The 15,292-nt window shown below is 67.6% G+C and carries 13 protein-coding genes; 4 read left to right on the forward strand and 9 right to left on the reverse strand.

Features of this window, described 5'->3' with window-relative positions:
• Positions 1 to 7 precede the first annotated feature (7 nt).
• From IEW24_RS03305 to IEW24_RS03340, 8 genes are all read right to left on the reverse strand, one after another.
• Entirely contained in the window at positions 8 to 2,071 is a 2,064-nt protein-coding gene (locus tag IEW24_RS03305) for a hydantoinase/oxoprolinase family protein (protein WP_188575380.1), read from the reverse strand.
• 57 nt (positions 2,072 to 2,128) lie between these two features.
• The gene (locus IEW24_RS03310; RefSeq protein ID WP_188575382.1) at positions 2,129 to 3,472 is read right to left on the reverse strand and encodes an NAD(P)/FAD-dependent oxidoreductase; all 1,344 of its coding nucleotides are present in this window, start codon (positions 3,470 to 3,472) and stop codon (positions 2,129 to 2,131) included.
• A 56-nt stretch (positions 3,473 to 3,528) separates the two neighbouring features.
• Entirely contained in the window at positions 3,529 to 4,770 is a 1,242-nt protein-coding gene (locus tag IEW24_RS03315; protein ID WP_188575384.1) for a Zn-dependent hydrolase, read from the reverse strand.
• A gap of 96 nt (positions 4,771 to 4,866) precedes the next feature.
• Positions 4,867 to 5,997 (reverse strand): ABC transporter ATP-binding protein, encoded by a 1,131-nt coding sequence (locus tag IEW24_RS03320; protein WP_188575386.1) that lies wholly within the window; start codon positions 5,995 to 5,997, stop codon positions 4,867 to 4,869.
• A 10-nt stretch (positions 5,998 to 6,007) separates the two neighbouring features.
• Positions 6,008 to 7,114, reverse strand: a complete 1,107-nt coding sequence (locus IEW24_RS03325) for an ABC transporter substrate-binding protein (protein ID WP_188575387.1) — start codon at positions 7,112 to 7,114, stop codon at positions 6,008 to 6,010.
• 41 nt (positions 7,115 to 7,155) lie between these two features.
• Positions 7,156 to 7,983 (reverse strand): ABC transporter permease, encoded by an 828-nt coding sequence (locus IEW24_RS03330; protein WP_188575390.1) that lies wholly within the window; start codon positions 7,981 to 7,983, stop codon positions 7,156 to 7,158.
• Positions 7,984 to 7,992: 9 nt separating this feature from the next.
• Positions 7,993 to 8,892, reverse strand: coding sequence for an ABC transporter permease (locus IEW24_RS03335; RefSeq protein ID WP_188575392.1), 900 nt, complete (start codon positions 8,890 to 8,892; stop codon positions 7,993 to 7,995).
• A 140-nt stretch (positions 8,893 to 9,032) separates the two neighbouring features.
• Complete coding sequence (locus tag IEW24_RS03340) at positions 9,033 to 9,818, reverse strand: SDR family NAD(P)-dependent oxidoreductase (protein ID WP_188575394.1); 786 nt, start codon at positions 9,816 to 9,818, stop codon at positions 9,033 to 9,035.
• Between the two features lie 180 nt (positions 9,819 to 9,998).
• On the opposite strand from IEW24_RS03340, the gene IEW24_RS03345 reads away from it, so the two are divergent.
• Positions 9,999 to 10,856 carry a MurR/RpiR family transcriptional regulator gene (locus IEW24_RS03345; protein ID WP_188575395.1) on the forward strand — a complete coding sequence of 286 codons (858 nt, stop codon included), beginning with the start codon at positions 9,999 to 10,001 and terminating at the stop codon, positions 10,854 to 10,856.
• 234 nt (positions 10,857 to 11,090) lie between these two features.
• Here IEW24_RS03345 and IEW24_RS03350 read toward each other — a convergent pair whose 3' ends face one another.
• Positions 11,091 to 11,909, reverse strand: coding sequence for an ABC transporter ATP-binding protein (locus IEW24_RS03350; protein WP_188575397.1), 819 nt, complete (start codon positions 11,907 to 11,909; stop codon positions 11,091 to 11,093).
• A 261-nt stretch (positions 11,910 to 12,170) separates the two neighbouring features.
• Here IEW24_RS03350 and fepB point away from each other — a divergent pair, with 261 nt between their 5' ends.
• The 3 genes from fepB to IEW24_RS03365 are packed head-to-tail and all read left to right on the forward strand — an operon-like array spanning position 12,171 to position 15,264.
• On the forward strand, positions 12,171 to 13,190 hold the full coding sequence (gene fepB, locus IEW24_RS03355) for a Fe2+-enterobactin ABC transporter substrate-binding protein (protein ID WP_188575400.1): 1,020 nt from the start codon (positions 12,171 to 12,173) through the stop codon (positions 13,188 to 13,190).
• A gap of 8 nt (positions 13,191 to 13,198) precedes the next feature.
• A complete protein-coding gene (locus tag IEW24_RS03360) occupies positions 13,199 to 14,236 on the forward strand; it encodes a FecCD family ABC transporter permease (protein WP_244644118.1) in 1,038 nt (345 codons plus the stop codon).
• Positions 14,233 to 15,264 (forward strand): FecCD family ABC transporter permease, encoded by a 1,032-nt coding sequence (locus tag IEW24_RS03365; RefSeq protein WP_244644119.1) that lies wholly within the window; start codon positions 14,233 to 14,235, stop codon positions 15,262 to 15,264. Before IEW24_RS03360 ends, IEW24_RS03365 begins: the two co-directional genes overlap by 4 nt.
• Positions 15,265 to 15,292 lie beyond the last annotated feature (28 nt).

Below are 15,292 nucleotides of genomic sequence, written 5' to 3' on the forward strand. Positions count from 1 at the left end.
CCTCCGATCACTGGCGGGTGAGGATGAGATTGCCGGCGTCGTCCACCAGGCCGGACCAGCCCGGCTCCACGACAGTCGTGGTGTCGGACTGCTGGACGATGGCCGGGCCGGTGAAGCGGAAGCCGGCGGGCAAGGTGTCACGGTCGTAGATGGTGGCGGGCACGGGCGCGCTCTGGCCGGCGAACTGCACGTGGCGTTTGCCGACTTCGGTCGCGCCCTCGCGCGGGGCGAAGCGCATCTCTTCCAGCACCTCGCTGCCGTGCGCCTGATGCACGGTGCGCACGTTCACGAGCTTGGCCGGGCTCTCCACCGCATGGCCATAGACGCGATCATGGGCGGCGAGGAAGTCGCGATAGAGATGGTCGGCGGTGTCCTGCGCATCCAGCCGCAGCGGGATCTCCAGATTGTAGGACTGGCCGATGTAGCAGACGTCGGCGAAATAGCTGATCGTCATCTCATCGGGCGTCACCCGCTCGGCGCCGATGAGGGCGGCGGCCTTGGCGTCCACCCCTTCCAGAGCCTTGAGCAGCGCCGCCTTGTCGAGATCGGCCAAAGGCGTGGTGAAGGAGGCGGAGACCTCATGCTCGATGGGGGCTGCCAGCAGGCCGGCAGCGGCCAGCACGCCGGGAATGCGCGGCACCAGAACGCGCGTCATGCCCAGCTCGCGGGCGAGGGCTGTGGCATGCACGCCGCCCGCGCCGCCCAGCGGCACCAGCGCATAGCCGCGCGGATCGACGCCCTGCCGCACCGAGACGAGGCGGATGCCCTCGGCCATCTGCGCGTTCAGCACGCGGTGGATGCCCAGCGCCGCCTGCGCCTTGTCGAGGCCCAGCGGACCTGCCACGCTCTCCACCGCCTGATGGGCCAGCTCTGCCTTCAGCTGGAAGGTGCCGCCGGCGAAGAAGGCGGGGTCGAGATAGCCCAGCACCACCGAGGCATCGGTGACGGTGGGCTGGGTGCCGCCGCGATCATAGCAGGCCGGCCCCGGCTCGGAGCCGGCGGAATGGGGGCCGACGCGCAGGCCGCCGGAGGCATCCAGCGCCGCGATGCTGCCACCGCCGGAGCCGATGGTGTTCACATCCACCATGGCCACCCGCACCGGATAGCCGCCGATGATGCCTTCCGGCCGGATCATGGGTTTGGACTGGCTGATGAGCGCGATATCAGCAGAGGTGCCGCCGATGTCGATGGTGATGAGGTCGTGCATGCCCGCGGAAGCGCCGACGATGCGCCCGCCGATGACGCCTGCCGCGGGACCGGAGAGGAACAGGCGCACCGGCCGCTCGCGGGCGATCTGCGCGGCCGTGAGGCCGCCGCGCGACTGCATCACCTGCAACGGGGCGTTGACGCCGGAGCGGGCGAGGCCGCCTTCCAGCTCGGCCAGATAGTCATCCACCACCGGCTTCACATAGGCATCGAAGGCGGTGGCCACCGTGCGCTCATATTCGCGGAAGGCAGGGTCCACCTCGTGCGAGAGCGAGAGCATGAGTTTCGGGTGCCTGGCCGCGATCAGCGCTTTCGCCTGAAGCTCGTGGGCGGGGTTGAGGAAGGCGAACAGGAAGCAGATGGCGATGGCCTGCGCGCCCTGCGCCACCAGTTCGTCCGCCGCCGCCAGCAGCGCCGCCCCGTCCAGCGGCGTCACCACGGCGCCCTGCGCGGACATGCGCTCTGGCACCTCGCGGCGCAGCGCGCCGGGGGCGAGGAAGACCGGCGTGGAGGGCTCCAGCACCACATGATAGACATTGGTGCGATACTGCCGGCCGATCTCCAGCACGTCGCGGAAGCCCGAGGTGGTGATGAGGCCGATCTTCGCGCCCTTGTGCTCCAGCACGGCGTTGGTGGCGACCGTGGTGCCGTGGATGAAGCGGTCGATATCGCCGACCGCGAGGCCCCATTTTTCCGCCATGAGGCCAAGTGAGCGGATGACCGCCTGCGAGGGATCCTTGCGCGTGGAGGGCACTTTCATCACGCGCATGCCGCCGCCCGGCTCGCGGCAGACGATATCGGTGAAGGTGCCACCGATATCCACGCCGATTTCGAAACGCTTGCCGGAAGCCGATGCCGTCATCATGTCACTCGCTGTGCGGCGGCGCGGGGGGATCGCGCCGGTCAGGGAAGGGGTGGGCGATCAGGAGCCTGCGCGCTCGGCGCGCAGGGCCTTGGCATCGAGGTAGCGATACCACCCGGCGACGATCTGCATGCCGGTGATGCGGAAGGCATGGAAGGGATAGCGCAGGAACGGATTGCTGCTCATGGGGCCGGCATCCACCGTCTCGCAGCGCACGAGAGGGACCAGCAGCTTGCCGAGCATGTTGGAGAGCGCAACGCCGCGCCCGCCATAGCCCATGGCGTAGGATACGCGCTGCGACACCCGGCCGATGTGGGGGAAATCATCCCGCGTCACAGCCACCATGCCGGACCAGCGATGGCTGACGGGAACGCCAGCAACCTGGGGAAACGTCTCCACCATCTGCTGTTCGAGCTTGGCATAGACGGCGGGATCGTCGCTGCCGCCGGTGATGTCGCCGCGCCCGCCGAAGATGAGGCAATTATCCTCATTGAGCCGATAATAATTCATGATGTGCTTGGTGTCGGCCACCATGCGCCGGCCGGCCATGAGGCTGGCGGCCAGATTATCGCCCAATGGCGCGGTGGCGAGCACCGAGGAATTTACCGCCACCAGCCGCTTGTCCAGCTGGCCGGGCGCAAACGGGATCATGCCCGTATAGCCATTGGTGGCGATGACCACCTGATCAGCGGTGATGGTGCCGCCATCGAGATGGAGCGTCACGCCGTCCGGCCCGTCCACCAGCCGGCGCACCGGGCTCGCGGTGTGGATGGGCACGCCTTTCCGAGCGAGATAGGCCGCCACGTTGCGGGCGAAGCTGAGCGGGTGAATGCCGGCGCCGCGCGGGTCGAGCCAGCCGCCCGCATGGCTGCCGCCGCCCACTTCCTCCTGCATCTCGCGGCGGTCGAGCAGGCGCGGCGTGCGGTCGCCGGCCTCGCGCGCGGCCCAGTCGCGATCCGCTTCAAGCGTAGCGAGATGCACGCGGGTGTGGGCTGCGGTGAGCTGGCCGGTGCGCCGGAAGCCGCTGTCGCCGCCGATGCGCTCGGCCATGCTTTCCACGGTGTCCACCGCTTCGAGGATGATGCCGTGCAGGCGCCGGGTGACATCGTGGCCATATTTCCCCGCGATGCCCGAAAAGCCCTTCTTGTAGCGGGGCGGCAGCATGCCGCCATTGCGCCCGCTCGCCCCCCAGCCGGTGTCATTGGCCTCCAGCACGAGCGCCTCGATGCCCTGCTCGGCCAGATGATAGGCGGCGGACAGGCCGGTGAAGCCGCCGCCGATGATCGCCACCTCCACACGCCGGGTGCCGGTGAACGGTGTGAAGGTGGGCGCGGGAACAGCCGTCGCCGCCCAATAGGAGGGCGCATGGCTCCCCGCACCCTGTTTCACCATCACTTCGGGCATGACCCCATGTCCTCCGGCACCTTTGTTGTGTCTTTGGCCTCAGCTTGAGCTTCCGCTCAGCCGGCGCGGGCGAGCACGGCCTGCAACAGCACGTTCACGCCCGGCTCGATGTCGGCGATGGTCACGTTTTCCAGTTCGTTGTGCGACAGCCCGCCCTCGCAGGGCGTGAAGATCATGGCTGCCGGCAGATGATTGGCGATGTGCATGGCGTCATGCCCCGCCTCGGTGAGCATGTCGGCGTGGGAATAGCCGAAATTCTCCGCTGCCGTGCGCACCAGTCCAACCCGGTCCTTGTCGAATTCCATGCCGCCATAGGACCAGCCCTCATGGATGCGGATGGTGCAGCGGGATTTCGCCTCCAGCTCCGGGATGCGGCGGGTGAAATCCGCCATGGCGCGGGAGACCACCGCATCGTCCGGATGGCGCATGTCGCAGGTCATCTCCACCCGGTCGGGCAGGATGCCGAGCAGGTTGGGCTCGGCCTTGAGGCGCATGGTGGTGGATTTTCCCCCCGTGGGATGCAGCGCCCAGCCGGTCTCCTCGATGGCCAGCGTCACATGCGCCGCGCCCACCAGAGCGTTGTGCCGCTTGGGCATGGGGGTGGGACCCACATGGCCGGTCTCGCCCAGAACCTCCACCACGAAGCCGCGCACGGCGAAGGCGCCGGTGACGATGCCGAGCTGGGTCCGGCTCTCGTCGAGCTTCGGCCCCTGCTCGATATGCAGCTCGAACAGGCTGTCGAAATGCTCCGGCGACTGGGCTTGCGTGCCGGAAAAACCGATGGCCTCCAGCGCGGCGCCGAGCGTGATGCCGTCCTTGTCGGTGCGGGACAAGGCGAAGTCGAGGCTCTTGTCGCCGGTGAAGACGGCGGAGCCGATCATGGGCGGCTCGAAGCGGGCGCCTTCCTCATTGGTCCAGTTGACCACGCACAGCGGCAGGCGGGTCTCGATGTCGTGCTCATTGAGCGTGCGAACGACTTCCAGCCCCGCCAGCACACCGAGGATGCCGTCGAAGCGGCCGCCCTTGATCTGGGTGTCGAGATGGCTGCCGAGCAGTACCGCCTTGCCGTCCTTGTCGCGGCCGGGGCGGAAGGCGAACATGTTGCCGATGGGATCGACTGCGACTTTCAGTCCCGCGTCCTCGCACCAGCCCTGGAACAGCCGGCGCATCTGGCCGTCGTCCTCGGACAGTGCGAGGCGGGCGAGGCCGCCGCGCGGCGTCGCGCCGATGCCGGCGGAGCGCTCCAGCGTCTCCCACAGCCGGGCCATGTTGGGGCGAAGATTGGCATAACGCTGCATCGGTCCCGAACCCCTTGCCTGACGGCCGCGCGGGGCCGTCGCCTGTTGTCTGACGTGTCCCCGATACCGCCGAAAAACCTTTCCCGATGAAGGGTTTCAGCCGCGGCTGGGGAACATCAGCATGGTGTCCGGACGCAGGCCGATGCGCAAGCGTCCACCGGGTGCGGTGGCCGCTTCTCCATGGGCATTCGGGCTCATGGCGATGAGTACGTCGCCGGCGCCGATGTCCACGTGCGAATAGGTGACGGCGCCGGTGTAGACGGTGTGGACCAGCGTGCCGTCCAGGACCATGAGGCCGTCGGTGTTCGCCGGATCAACCACCACCTTCTCGGGGCGGATCACGAGGTCGACCCTGTCGCCGGCCGAAATGCCCTCGCCCGCCGGAACCTCGAAGGCGTGGCCCGAGGCGGTGGAAACGCGGGCACGGCCGGCGGTGATTGCCTCCACCTTGCCGCTCACCGCATTGGTATAGCCGATGAAGTCGGAGACGAAGCGGCTTTTCGGCCGCTCATAGACATCGGAGGGCGCGCCGATCTGCACGATGCGGCCCTCCTCCATCACCACGATGCGGTCGGCGAGCGTGAGCGCCTCCTCCTGATCGTGGGTGACGAAGACGGTGGTGATGCCCACCGCCCGCTGCAACTGCTTGATCTCCACCTGCATCTGCTCGCGCAGCTTCTTGTCGAGCGCGGCCAGCGGCTCGTCCAGCAGCAGCACGTTGGGGCGGGTGACGATGGCACGCGCCAGCGCAATGCGCTGGCGCTGGCCGCCGGAGAGCTGGGAGGGGCGGCGGTCGCCATAATCGGCAAGCCGCACCTGCGCCATCGCCGCCTCGACCTTGGCGCGGACTTCACTGCCCGAAGTGCCGCGCATGTTCAGGCCGAAGGCGATGTTCTCCGCCACGGTCATATGGGGGAAGAGGGCGTAGTTCTGGAACACCATGCCCACGTTGCGCTTCCACGGCGGCAGGCGGTTGACCGCCTCGCCGCCGATGCGGATCTCGCCCTCGTCGGGCGTCTCCAGCCCCGCGATCATGCGGAGCGTGGTGGTCTTGCCGCAGCCCGAAGGCCCGAGGAAGCACACCATCTCCCCCGGCTCGATGGAGAGGGAGACGCCACGAACGGCCAATACCGGGCCGTACCACTTCTTCACGCTGTCGAGGTCGACGCGAGCCGCCCCGATGGTCGCGCCCCCCATGGACGCGGAAGCGTTGATTGAACCGTTCATGGCGTACCCGTCAGGACTTGAGCGTGCGGTCAATGAGGCCCTTGAGCTTGGGCATGGCGGCGGCCAGCTTGGCGAAGTCCGGCTGCACCAGCTTCTTCACCGCATCCTCGGCGGTCATGATGGCCGGGTTGGACTTCATCGCCTCCGGGATCTGCACCTTGGTGCTGGCGGGCGAGTAGAAGCCGCGCTCGATCCAGGCCAGCTGGCACTCGTCGGAGAGCCAGGTGTTGAGATAGCGCTGGGTCAGCTCGGACACGCGGGGCGAGAAGCCGGTGCACACCTGCATGTGGCCGGTCCACTGCACGCCGCCTTCCTTGGGAATGGTGAAGGCGACATTCTTGCCCTGCGACTTGGCCATGGCGGTCCACGAGCCCCAGTGCGGCGCCAGCCACACTTCGCCGCGGCTCACCAGATCCTCTTCCGCCGTGGGCGAGTTCACCCAGGCGCCGATGTTCGCCTTGTGGGGCTCCCAGGCCTTGATGCCGGCTTCCACATCCGGGCCCTTGCCGGTGACGACGGCAGCCATGATGTAGGCGTCATAATAGGCATCCCACATGGACACCCGGCCCTTGTACTTGGGGTCCCAGAGATCGGTCCAGGACTTGGGCTCCTCCACCTTGTCCGGGTTGTACATGATGCCCCAGGGCGAAAGGTGGAACGGAATGCCGAAGCCGCCGGGCGTGGTAAGGCCGGCCGGCAGGTTCTTCGCGTTGGGCACGAAGTCGGGGTTGAACTTGTCCCACATCTTGTCGTTGAGGCCGCGCTGGGCGAACAGATCGTTCACCATGGCGCCGCTGATCACCGGATTACCGCGCTGCGCCAGCATCTTGGGATAGGCCACCGCGTTCGAGGCCGCCTCGAACACCACGGAGGTCTTGGGATAGCTCTTGGCGAACTGCGGAACGGTGACGTCCTTCAGGATCTCGGGGACGATGCCGGGCTGGGAGAGGATGGTGAGCTGCGCCACTTCCTCTGCGGTGGCCTGCGCCAGCGCCTCGCCGAACTGCATCAGCGCCGTGCCGCCGGCGCCCATCGCCACGAGCCCTTGCAGCAGGGAGCGGCGGTTGAGGTGGCCGTCGAAGGAGGAGAGAAGGTTCCTTGTGTCTTTGTCGCTCATGTCGGGTCCCCTGTGATCTGGTTGGTGGCGGGTTCGGCGTCTCAGGAAAACTGTTTCCCGAGGCCGACCAGCTTCTCGATGATGACGATGGCGATGGAGGTGATGATCAGCAGCACCGTGGAAATGGCGGCGATGGTCGGGTCGAGGCTGAACTCGGTGTAATTGTACATTTCGAGCGGCAGCGTCATCAGGCCGGGGCCGGCCAGGAACATGGTGATGGTGAACTCATCGAAGGAGATGATGAGCGAGAAGGTGGCGCCCGCCAGCAGGCCGGGCCGCATAAGCGGCAGCGTCACATGCCGGAAGGTCCTCCAGCGGTTGGCGCCGAGCGTGTAGGCGGCTTCCTCCAGTGCCTTGTCCACCTCGTGCAAAGTGGCGAGCGACGTGCGCAGGCAATAGGGGAATGTGACCACCATATGGGCCAGCAGCAGGCCCCAGAAATTGCGCAGCAGGCCGAGCGGCGAGAACATCAGCGCAAGGCCGGCGCCGAGCACGATGGCCGGGAAGATGAGCGGCGTCATGAACACCATGAGCAGCGTATCGCGGCCGGGAAAGTGATAGCGCACGAGCCCCACGGCGGCGAGGCTGCCGACGATGAGCGAGCAGATGGTCGCCACCACGGCGAGCATGGCGCTGAGCCCGGCCGCGCGCAAAAACTCCTGCCGGTTCACCATGTTGACGAACCAGCGGAAGGAGAAGCCGTGCGGCGGGAAGCTCAGCGAGGCGTCGCTGGAGAAGGCCAGCGGCACCACGATGAAGATGGGCAGCGCCAGGAACAGCAGGATCAGGCACACATAGAGGCTGAGCGCCCGTTCACCGGAAGTCGCCTTGGGGGCATGTGAGTTGCTCAAGGCTTCGGAAGAGCTCATGGCGGCCTCCTATCGGCGGGAATAGCGGCGCAGGAACAGGCCGTAGGCGATGAGTACGAGCATGGTGCCCATGGTCAGCACCATGGCCACCGCCGCGCCCGTGGGCCAATCCACCGTCACCACCATCTGCTCGAAGATGCCCATGGCCATCACCAGCACCTTGCCGCGCCCCAGCATCACCGGCGTCACATAGGCGCCGATGGTGAGGCAGAAGACGATGACCGAGCCGGACGCGATGCCCTGCACGGAGAGCGGCAGCGTCACCTTCAGGAAAGTGCGCACCGGATTGGCCCCCATCACATAGGCGGCTTCCGCATAGCTGGGGTCGATCTTGCCCAGAACCGAGGCGATGGAGAGCACCATGAAGGGGATGAGGATGTGCACCATGCCCAGCACCACGGACCAGAAACTCTGCATGAGCTGGAGCGGGCCGTCGATGAGGCCGAGGCCGTGGAGCAGGGCATTGATCAGCCCCTCATTGCCGAGCACGATGGTCCAGCCGATGGACCGCACGATGATGCTGACCATCAGCGGCGAGATCACCGCGAGGAAGACGAGGTGCTTGTAGCGCGAGCGCGAGCGGGCGAGGAACCAGGCCACCGGATAGGCGAGGACGGCGGTGATGACCGTGACCACCAGCGCCAGCGAGAAGGTGCGGCCGATGATGCGCAGGAAGTAGGGATCGCCGAGGACGAGGGTGTAATATTCCAGCGTGAGCGCGGACGGATCCGGATAGCGATCCAGAAACGACATGCGCAGCATGGTCAGGAACGGCCACAGCAGCCCGACCGCCAGCAGCAGCGCGGCCGGGGCCAGCAGCATCAGCAGCGAGAACAGGCGGCCGTAATCGATCCGGCGCGGCGGCAGGCCATCCAGTGCGCGGGTGGGGGCGCCGGCGGGCGTGCTCATGCGCGGCCCCGCATGGCCGGGCGGGCGCACCGCAGAAAATGGCGCCGGGTGGCGTCCTTCATGCTCGATCCCCCGTCGGAACCTGTTTTCGGCTTGTGCCGCCGCACTTTGCGGCGGGTGTTACATGCTTGAAACCGTGCTCAGTTGACCCACTGGCCGCCGTCGACGTCGATGACCTCGCCGGTGATGTAATTGGGCTCGACCGTGGCGAGGAACGCCACCACCACGGCGATGTCCTGCGGCGTGCCGACCCGCCCGAGCGGGATGCCGTTCGTGATTTCATCGCGCCGCGCCTCGATCAGCGCGGCGGTGAGATGGGTCTCGATGGAGCCCGGGCAGATGGCGTTCACGGTGACGTAGGGCGCCAGTTCCTTGGCCAGCCCACGGGTCAAGCCAAGCACGCCCGCCTTGGAGGCGCAATAGGCGAACTTGCTGACGGCGGAACGGGCCGCGCCCGTATTGGCGCTGACCGAGGACATGTTGATGATGCGCCCGCGCTTCGCGTCCACCATCTTCGGCGCCACCGCCTTGCACCAGTTGAAGCAGCCCTTGAGATTGACGTTGATGGTCAGGTCCCACTCGGCCTCGGTGATGTCGAGGATGGGCTTGGGCTGCGAGATGCCGGCATTGTTGACCAGAACGTCAATGCGGCCCCAGCGCGCCAGCACCTGCGCGGCCAGATCCTGCACGAGGGCGTAATCGCTGACATCGCAGGGCAGGCCGATGGCCTCCACGCCTTCGGATGCCACCGTGGCGACCGCCCCGTCCAGCTCCGCGCCGCCGAGATCGACGAGTGCGACGCGATATCCCTTGCGGGCCAGTTCCCGCGCCGAGGCGAAGCCGATGCCGCGTCCCGCGCCGGTGACGATGGCCACCGGGGCTCCGGTGGCGGGCGTTGCTGCGGCGGGTTCAGCGGCGTCGGGCATGGGGGCTCCTTGCCAGGGTGGGAACGTCGAACGTTCGCTTACCCTGAGTGCCTGTGGCTACAAACAATGTTGCTGACCATCTTTTTTCTGTAAAGATCATTTCAGAGGCATCGCTGTCCAAAAAGTGGACGTGATTGCGCTGCGGGAGCGGTTCATGCTGTGTCGAGGGAGCACGGATGCATGACCACCCTGATTGAGCGTCTCGAAGCCCGGCAGGCGGACCTGACCGCACGGGAGCGCGATATCGCGCGTTATCTGGCCGAGAATTATCCGCAGGCGGTGCTGCAATCGGCGTCCGCCATCGGCCGCACCACGGGCATCAGCGCGGCCACCGTGGTGCGCTTCTTCGCCAAGCTTGGCTATGCGAGCTTTTCGCAGGCGCAGGAGGATGCGCGGCGCGAGGTGGCGCTCAAGCTCAGTTCGCCGATCGACCGCATGGGCGTTGTTGATTCACCGAGCAGCAGCAACCGGGATTTCCTCATCCGCTATCAGGAAGTGGAGATCGACAATCTGAAATCCACCTTCGCGCAGCTCGATCCGGCGCAGATGGAGGGGCTGGTGGAGGCCATTCTCGGCGCCAAAGGCCGGGTGTTCATCGTCGGCGAGAAGGACAGTTATGCGGTTGCTTACTTCATCTACACGCATCTGAACCTGTGCCTGCCCAATGTCACCTTGCTGGAGACGGGTCAGTCCATGGTGGCGGACCGGCTCTTGTGGGCAGGGGCTGATGATCTGCTGATCTGCGTTTCCATTCGCCGCTACTGCCCCTCGGGCATCCGCGTGGCGGAGCATTTTCGCGATCAGGGGGCGAAAGTGGTGGCGCTGAGCGACTCGCCGCTCTCCCCGCTGCTGCCGCTCGCCACCCACCGCCTGCTGGTGCAGACGGTGAGCCTCTCGGTGTTCGACAGCTTCACGGCGCTGATGAGCGTTGCGGGGGCGATGGTCGGGCTTGTGGCCCGCATGCGGCGCGAGCCCATGCACGCCACGCTCCAGCGCGGACAGGAGCTGTGGAACCGGTTCAATACGTTTTTGACCTGAGGGGCGGGGGCATCGGTCAACTGATCATCAGACTAGTAAAAAACGGTCGTCATCCCCGGACTTGATCCGGGGATCCACGTCGGGCCGACCGTGGCCGGTGCCAAGTTGAGTGTGCGCTAACCGTGCGCTCTTAAGTCGGGTGGTGGTCCCGGCGGAGGGACGTGGATGGCCGGATCAAGTCCGGCCATGACGATCCTCAGATGTTGCCGCAGTAGGCGCAACTGTCGCTCGTCCTCACCCCCGCGCCACCGTCATCCGCGCGAGCTCCTCGGGCGGGCGCTGGCGGGGCACCACGAGGGGCGTGCCGGCGACGGGATCGGGAATGATCACGCTCGCCAGCCCGAACACGTCCTCCACCAGGGCTTCCGTCATCACGGCGGAAGGCGGCCCTTCCGCGATCACCGCGCCGTCCTTCATGGCGATGAGGCGCGAGGCATAGCGGCAGGCGTGGTTGAGATCGTGCAGCACGGCCACGATGGTGCGGCCCTGATGGTGCAGGCCCGCCAGCAGATCCAGAAGCTCGATCTGGTGGGCGATGTCGAGGAAAGTGGTGGGCTCGTCCAGCAGCAGGATGGGCGTCTCCTGCGCCAGCACCATGGCGATCCACACCCGCTGGCGCTGCCCGCCGGAGAGTTCATCCACCAGCCGGTCGGCCAGCTCCGCAACCCGTGTGGCCTCCATGGCGGCAGCGACCGCTGTCTCGTCCGCCCGCGACCACTGCCGCAGGAAGGACTGGTGCGGATAGCGCCCGCGCGCCACGAGGTCGGCCACCGTGATGCCGTCCGGCGCGGTGGCGCTCTGCGGCAGCAGGCCGAGCCGGCGGGCCACCTCCTTGGCGGGCTGGGTGCCGATGCTGCGGCCATCCAGCACCACCTGCCCGGCGGCGGGCGCCAGCAGGCGGGCGAGGGCGCGCAGCAGGGTGGATTTGCCGCAGGCATTGGGGCCGACGATGACGGTGAACGCGCCATCCTCCACCGCCACATTCAGGCCCTGCGAAATGGTGCGGGCATTGTAGCGAAGGGTCAGATCCTCGGCATAAAGGCGGTGCGGCATCTGCGTCCTGTGCCCTTTGTGTCTGTCATGCTGCGGCCCGCGCCGGATGAAGTAAAACCGACTTTTTGAAACTTTCTAAGATGGTGGTTGTGTGTTGCACGCCCACCAGCCGGCTTTATATATGGCTATATCTCAAGATGGAATGTGTCCATCCATGTAATTATCGCCTGCTCAAGGTATTTGTCGCCTGCTCAAGAGTGAAGTGCGGCGGTCTGTTTTTGTTTCCGGCCGGCAGGACAACGGGAAAAGGGGCGATGCCGCATGGCGGGGGTGTCTGACGTGACTGTCGCCGCTGCGTCCCGCCGGGAGCTTGTCCGCGCCGGGCTGCGCCTCGCGGGGCTCCTGCTTGCCGCCGTCCTTCTGGTGCAGCCGGTTGCGGCGCAGGCGCAGTTGCAGGCGCAGTCTTGGCCGCGCACCGTAAGCCACGAAGCCGGCGAGCTGACGCTGCCGGCAAAGCCGCTGCGCATCGTCTCCACCTCGCCGAGCGTTACCGGCATCCTGCTCGCCATCGGCGCGCCCGTGGTGGCGAGCGCCGCCACCACGCCGAGCCCGCTCACCGATCGCAAGGGCTTCTTCGCCCAATGGGCGGAGGTGGCCGACACGCGGGGCGTCAAGGTGCTCTACGGCAACCTTCAGTTCGACATCGAGGCGGTGATCGGCGCCAGGCCCGATCTGGTGGTGGCCTCGGCCACCGGCGCCGACAGCGGCATGCCCTATCTCGCCGAGCTGAAGGCGCAGGGCATTCCGACCCTCGTGGTCAATTATTCCAACAACAGCTGGCAGGATATCGCCCTTCAGCTCGGCAAGGCCTTGGGTCTCGAAGCCGAGGCGGATGCCGCCGTGAAGCGCTTCGATGCCCATGCGGCCGAGGTTGCCGCCCGCATCACCCCGCCCAGGGCGCCGGTGAGCATTGTTGGCTATAATATCGGCAGCAGCTATTCGGTGGCCCAGCCCACGGGCACGCAGGCCCGCCTGCTTCAGGCGCTGGGCTTCACCGTGGTGGGCCTGCCGGCCGGCATGGCGACCAATGTGGCCCGTGCCTCCGATTATGATTTCGTCTCGCGCGAGAACCTCTCGGCGGCCATTCAGGGGGAGAGCGTCTTCCTGCTGCGCGGCACCGACAAGGATGTGGCGGCCTTCCTTGCCGATCCGGTGCTGGCGAACCATCCGGCGGTGGTGAACAAGCGCGTCTATGCGCTGGGGCCGACCTCCTTCCGCATCGATTATTATTCCGGGCTGCAGATGGTCGATCGCGTGGCCGCCGCCTTCGCCAAGCCGTGACGGCGCTGGTGAGCCAGGGGCTGCGCGTCTCCGTCCTCACCGCCCGGCGACGGCGCCGTCTCGGCGGGCTGGCGCTTGGCCTTCTGCTGCTCGCTTTCGGCGCACTGGTCAGTCTCGCGGTGGGTTCGCGCGCCATTCCGCTCGCCGACACGCTGGAGGCGCTGGTGCGGCATGATCCGCGCAACGATCTGCACCTCATCGTCCGGGAACTGCGCATCCCGCGCACCCTCGTCGCCATACTGGCGGGCGGAGCGCTCGGCGTTGCCGGGGCGATCATGCAGGCGGCGACGCGGAATCCTCTGGCGGAGCCCGGCCTGCTGGGCATCAATGCCGGCGCGGCGCTGGCGGTGATCATCGGGGTCAGCGCCTTCGGGCTGGTGAGCATGGCGCATTATGTGCTCTTCGCCACGCTGGGCGCGGGGCTGGCGGGCGTGGCAGTATTCCTGCTGGGCCGCGCGCACGAGACCGGCACCAATCCGGTGCGCCTCGTGCTGGCGGGGGCCGGCCTCTCCGTGGTGCTGGGCTCGATTACCGGCGTCATCATCGTGAACGCCCCGCCCACGGTCTATGACGATTTCCGCCACTGGGCGTCCGGCTCCATGGAGGGACGCGATTTCGGCACCGCCACCGGCCTTGCCATCTGCGTGGCGCTGGGGCTGGCGGTGGTGCTGCCGCTGGCCGGCAGTCTCAATGCCATGGCGCTGGGGCGCGATCTCGGGCAGGCGCTGGGCACCAATGTGCGCGCCACCTGGCTGCTTGCCTGCCTCGCCGTGATGCTCCTGGTGGGCGCGGCCACCGCAGGGGCGGGGCCGATCGTATTCGTGGGGCTGGTGACGCCTTATGTGGCGCGCATGGTGGTGGGGCCGGATTATCGCTGGATCCTGCCCTATGGCGGGCTGTTCGCCGCCATCCTGCTGCTGGGCGCGGACATTCTCGGCCGCGTGCTGGCGGCCCCGGCGGAAGTGCCGGCGGGCATCGTCGCGCTGCTGGTGGGCGGGCCGTTCTTCCTCATCGTCGTGCGCCGCTTCCGGCTGAGGACGCTGTGAGCGCCGCCCGCGTCCTGCGCCTTGGCCCGGTCTCGCTGCGGGCACGTCCCCGCGCGCTCACCGTGTGCGGCCTGCTGGTGGCGGCGGGCTTCATGCTGGGGATCGTGCTGCTCGGCACCGGCACGCTGCCGTTCTCGCCCGGCGAGGTGATGGGCAGCCTTACCGGCACCGGCGACAATGCCATGGCCGACCGCGTCATCCTGCGGCTGCGGTTGCCGCGCGTGCTCACCGCCGTCTTCGTGGGGGCGGGGCTGGGCATGGCGGGGGCGATCTTCCAGTCTGTCTCGCGCAACACGCTCGGCTCGCCGGACATGATCGGCTTCACCACCGGCGCGGCCACGGGGGCGATCACCCAGATCGTGCTGTTCGATGCCGGGCCTCTGGCGACCGCTCTGGGTGCGGTGCTGGCCTGCATCGTCACCGGGGCCGTCGTGTTCCTGCTCTCCCGCAAGGGGCGCACCACGGGCGGCGGGCGGCTGGTGCTGGTGGGCATGGGGGTGGGCGCCATCCTCACCGGCATCAACACCGTGCTGCTGGTGGCCGGGCATCTGGATCAGGCGGTCTCGGCGCAGATCTGGCTGGCGGGCTCGCTGAACGCCCGAACCTGGTCGCACGCGGTGCCGGCCGGGCTTGGCCTGCTGCTGCTGGCGCCGGTGGCGCTGGCTTACGCGCGGCGGCTCGACATCACGGAGATGGGCGACGATGCGGCCAGCCAGCTCGGCGTCGGCGTGGAGCGGCTGCGGCTGGTGATGGTGGTGGCCGCTGCCGGCCTCACGGCCATCGCCACCGCCGCCACGGGGCCGATCGCCTTCATCGCGCTCGCCGCGCCCCAGCTCGCCCGCCGCCTCACCGGCGCGCCGGGCGTGCCGCTGCTCTCGGGCGCGGTGATGGGGGCGGTGCTGCTGCTCACCGCCGATCTGATCAGCCTGCGCTTTCCCTTCAGCCTCAACCTGCCCATCGGCTACACCACGGGCATATTGGGCGGCGGCTACCTGCTGTGGCTGCTGACGCAGAACCGGCGGGTGTGAGGGCGCGACCCTCGTTCAGTGCTCAACA

The sequence above is a fragment of the Azorhizobium oxalatiphilum genome (assembly GCF_014635325.1).
Taxonomy (GTDB): Bacteria; Pseudomonadota; Alphaproteobacteria; order Rhizobiales; family Xanthobacteraceae; genus Azorhizobium; species Azorhizobium oxalatiphilum.

Excerpts from the sequence above, each read along its gene's own strand:
- IEW24_RS03305 (WP_188575380.1), bottom strand. The coding sequence starts at position 2,071 with ATGATGACGGCATCGGCTTCCGGCAAGCGTTTCGAAATCGGCGTGGAT.
- IEW24_RS03310 (WP_188575382.1), bottom strand. The coding sequence starts at position 3,472 with ATGCCCGAAGTGATGGTGAAACAGGGTGCGGGGAGCCATGCGCCCTCC.
- IEW24_RS03315 (WP_188575384.1), bottom strand. The coding sequence starts at position 4,770 with ATGCAGCGTTATGCCAATCTTCGCCCCAACATGGCCCGGCTGTGGGAG.
- IEW24_RS03320 (WP_188575386.1), bottom strand. The coding sequence starts at position 5,997 with ATGAACGGTTCAATCAACGCTTCCGCGTCCATGGGGGGCGCGACCATC.
- IEW24_RS03325 (WP_188575387.1), bottom strand. The coding sequence starts at position 7,114 with ATGAGCGACAAAGACACAAGGAACCTTCTCTCCTCCTTCGACGGCCAC.
- IEW24_RS03330 (WP_188575390.1), bottom strand. The coding sequence starts at position 7,983 with ATGAGCTCTTCCGAAGCCTTGAGCAACTCACATGCCCCCAAGGCGACT.
- IEW24_RS03335 (WP_188575392.1), bottom strand. The coding sequence starts at position 8,892 with ATGAGCACGCCCGCCGGCGCCCCCACCCGCGCACTGGATGGCCTGCCG.
- IEW24_RS03340 (WP_188575394.1), bottom strand. The coding sequence starts at position 9,818 with ATGCCCGACGCCGCTGAACCCGCCGCAGCAACGCCCGCCACCGGAGCC.
- IEW24_RS03345 (WP_188575395.1), top strand. The coding sequence starts at position 9,999 with ATGACCACCCTGATTGAGCGTCTCGAAGCCCGGCAGGCGGACCTGACC.
- IEW24_RS03350 (WP_188575397.1), bottom strand. The coding sequence starts at position 11,909 with ATGCCGCACCGCCTTTATGCCGAGGATCTGACCCTTCGCTACAATGCC.
- fepB (WP_188575400.1), top strand. The coding sequence starts at position 12,171 with ATGGCGGGGGTGTCTGACGTGACTGTCGCCGCTGCGTCCCGCCGGGAG.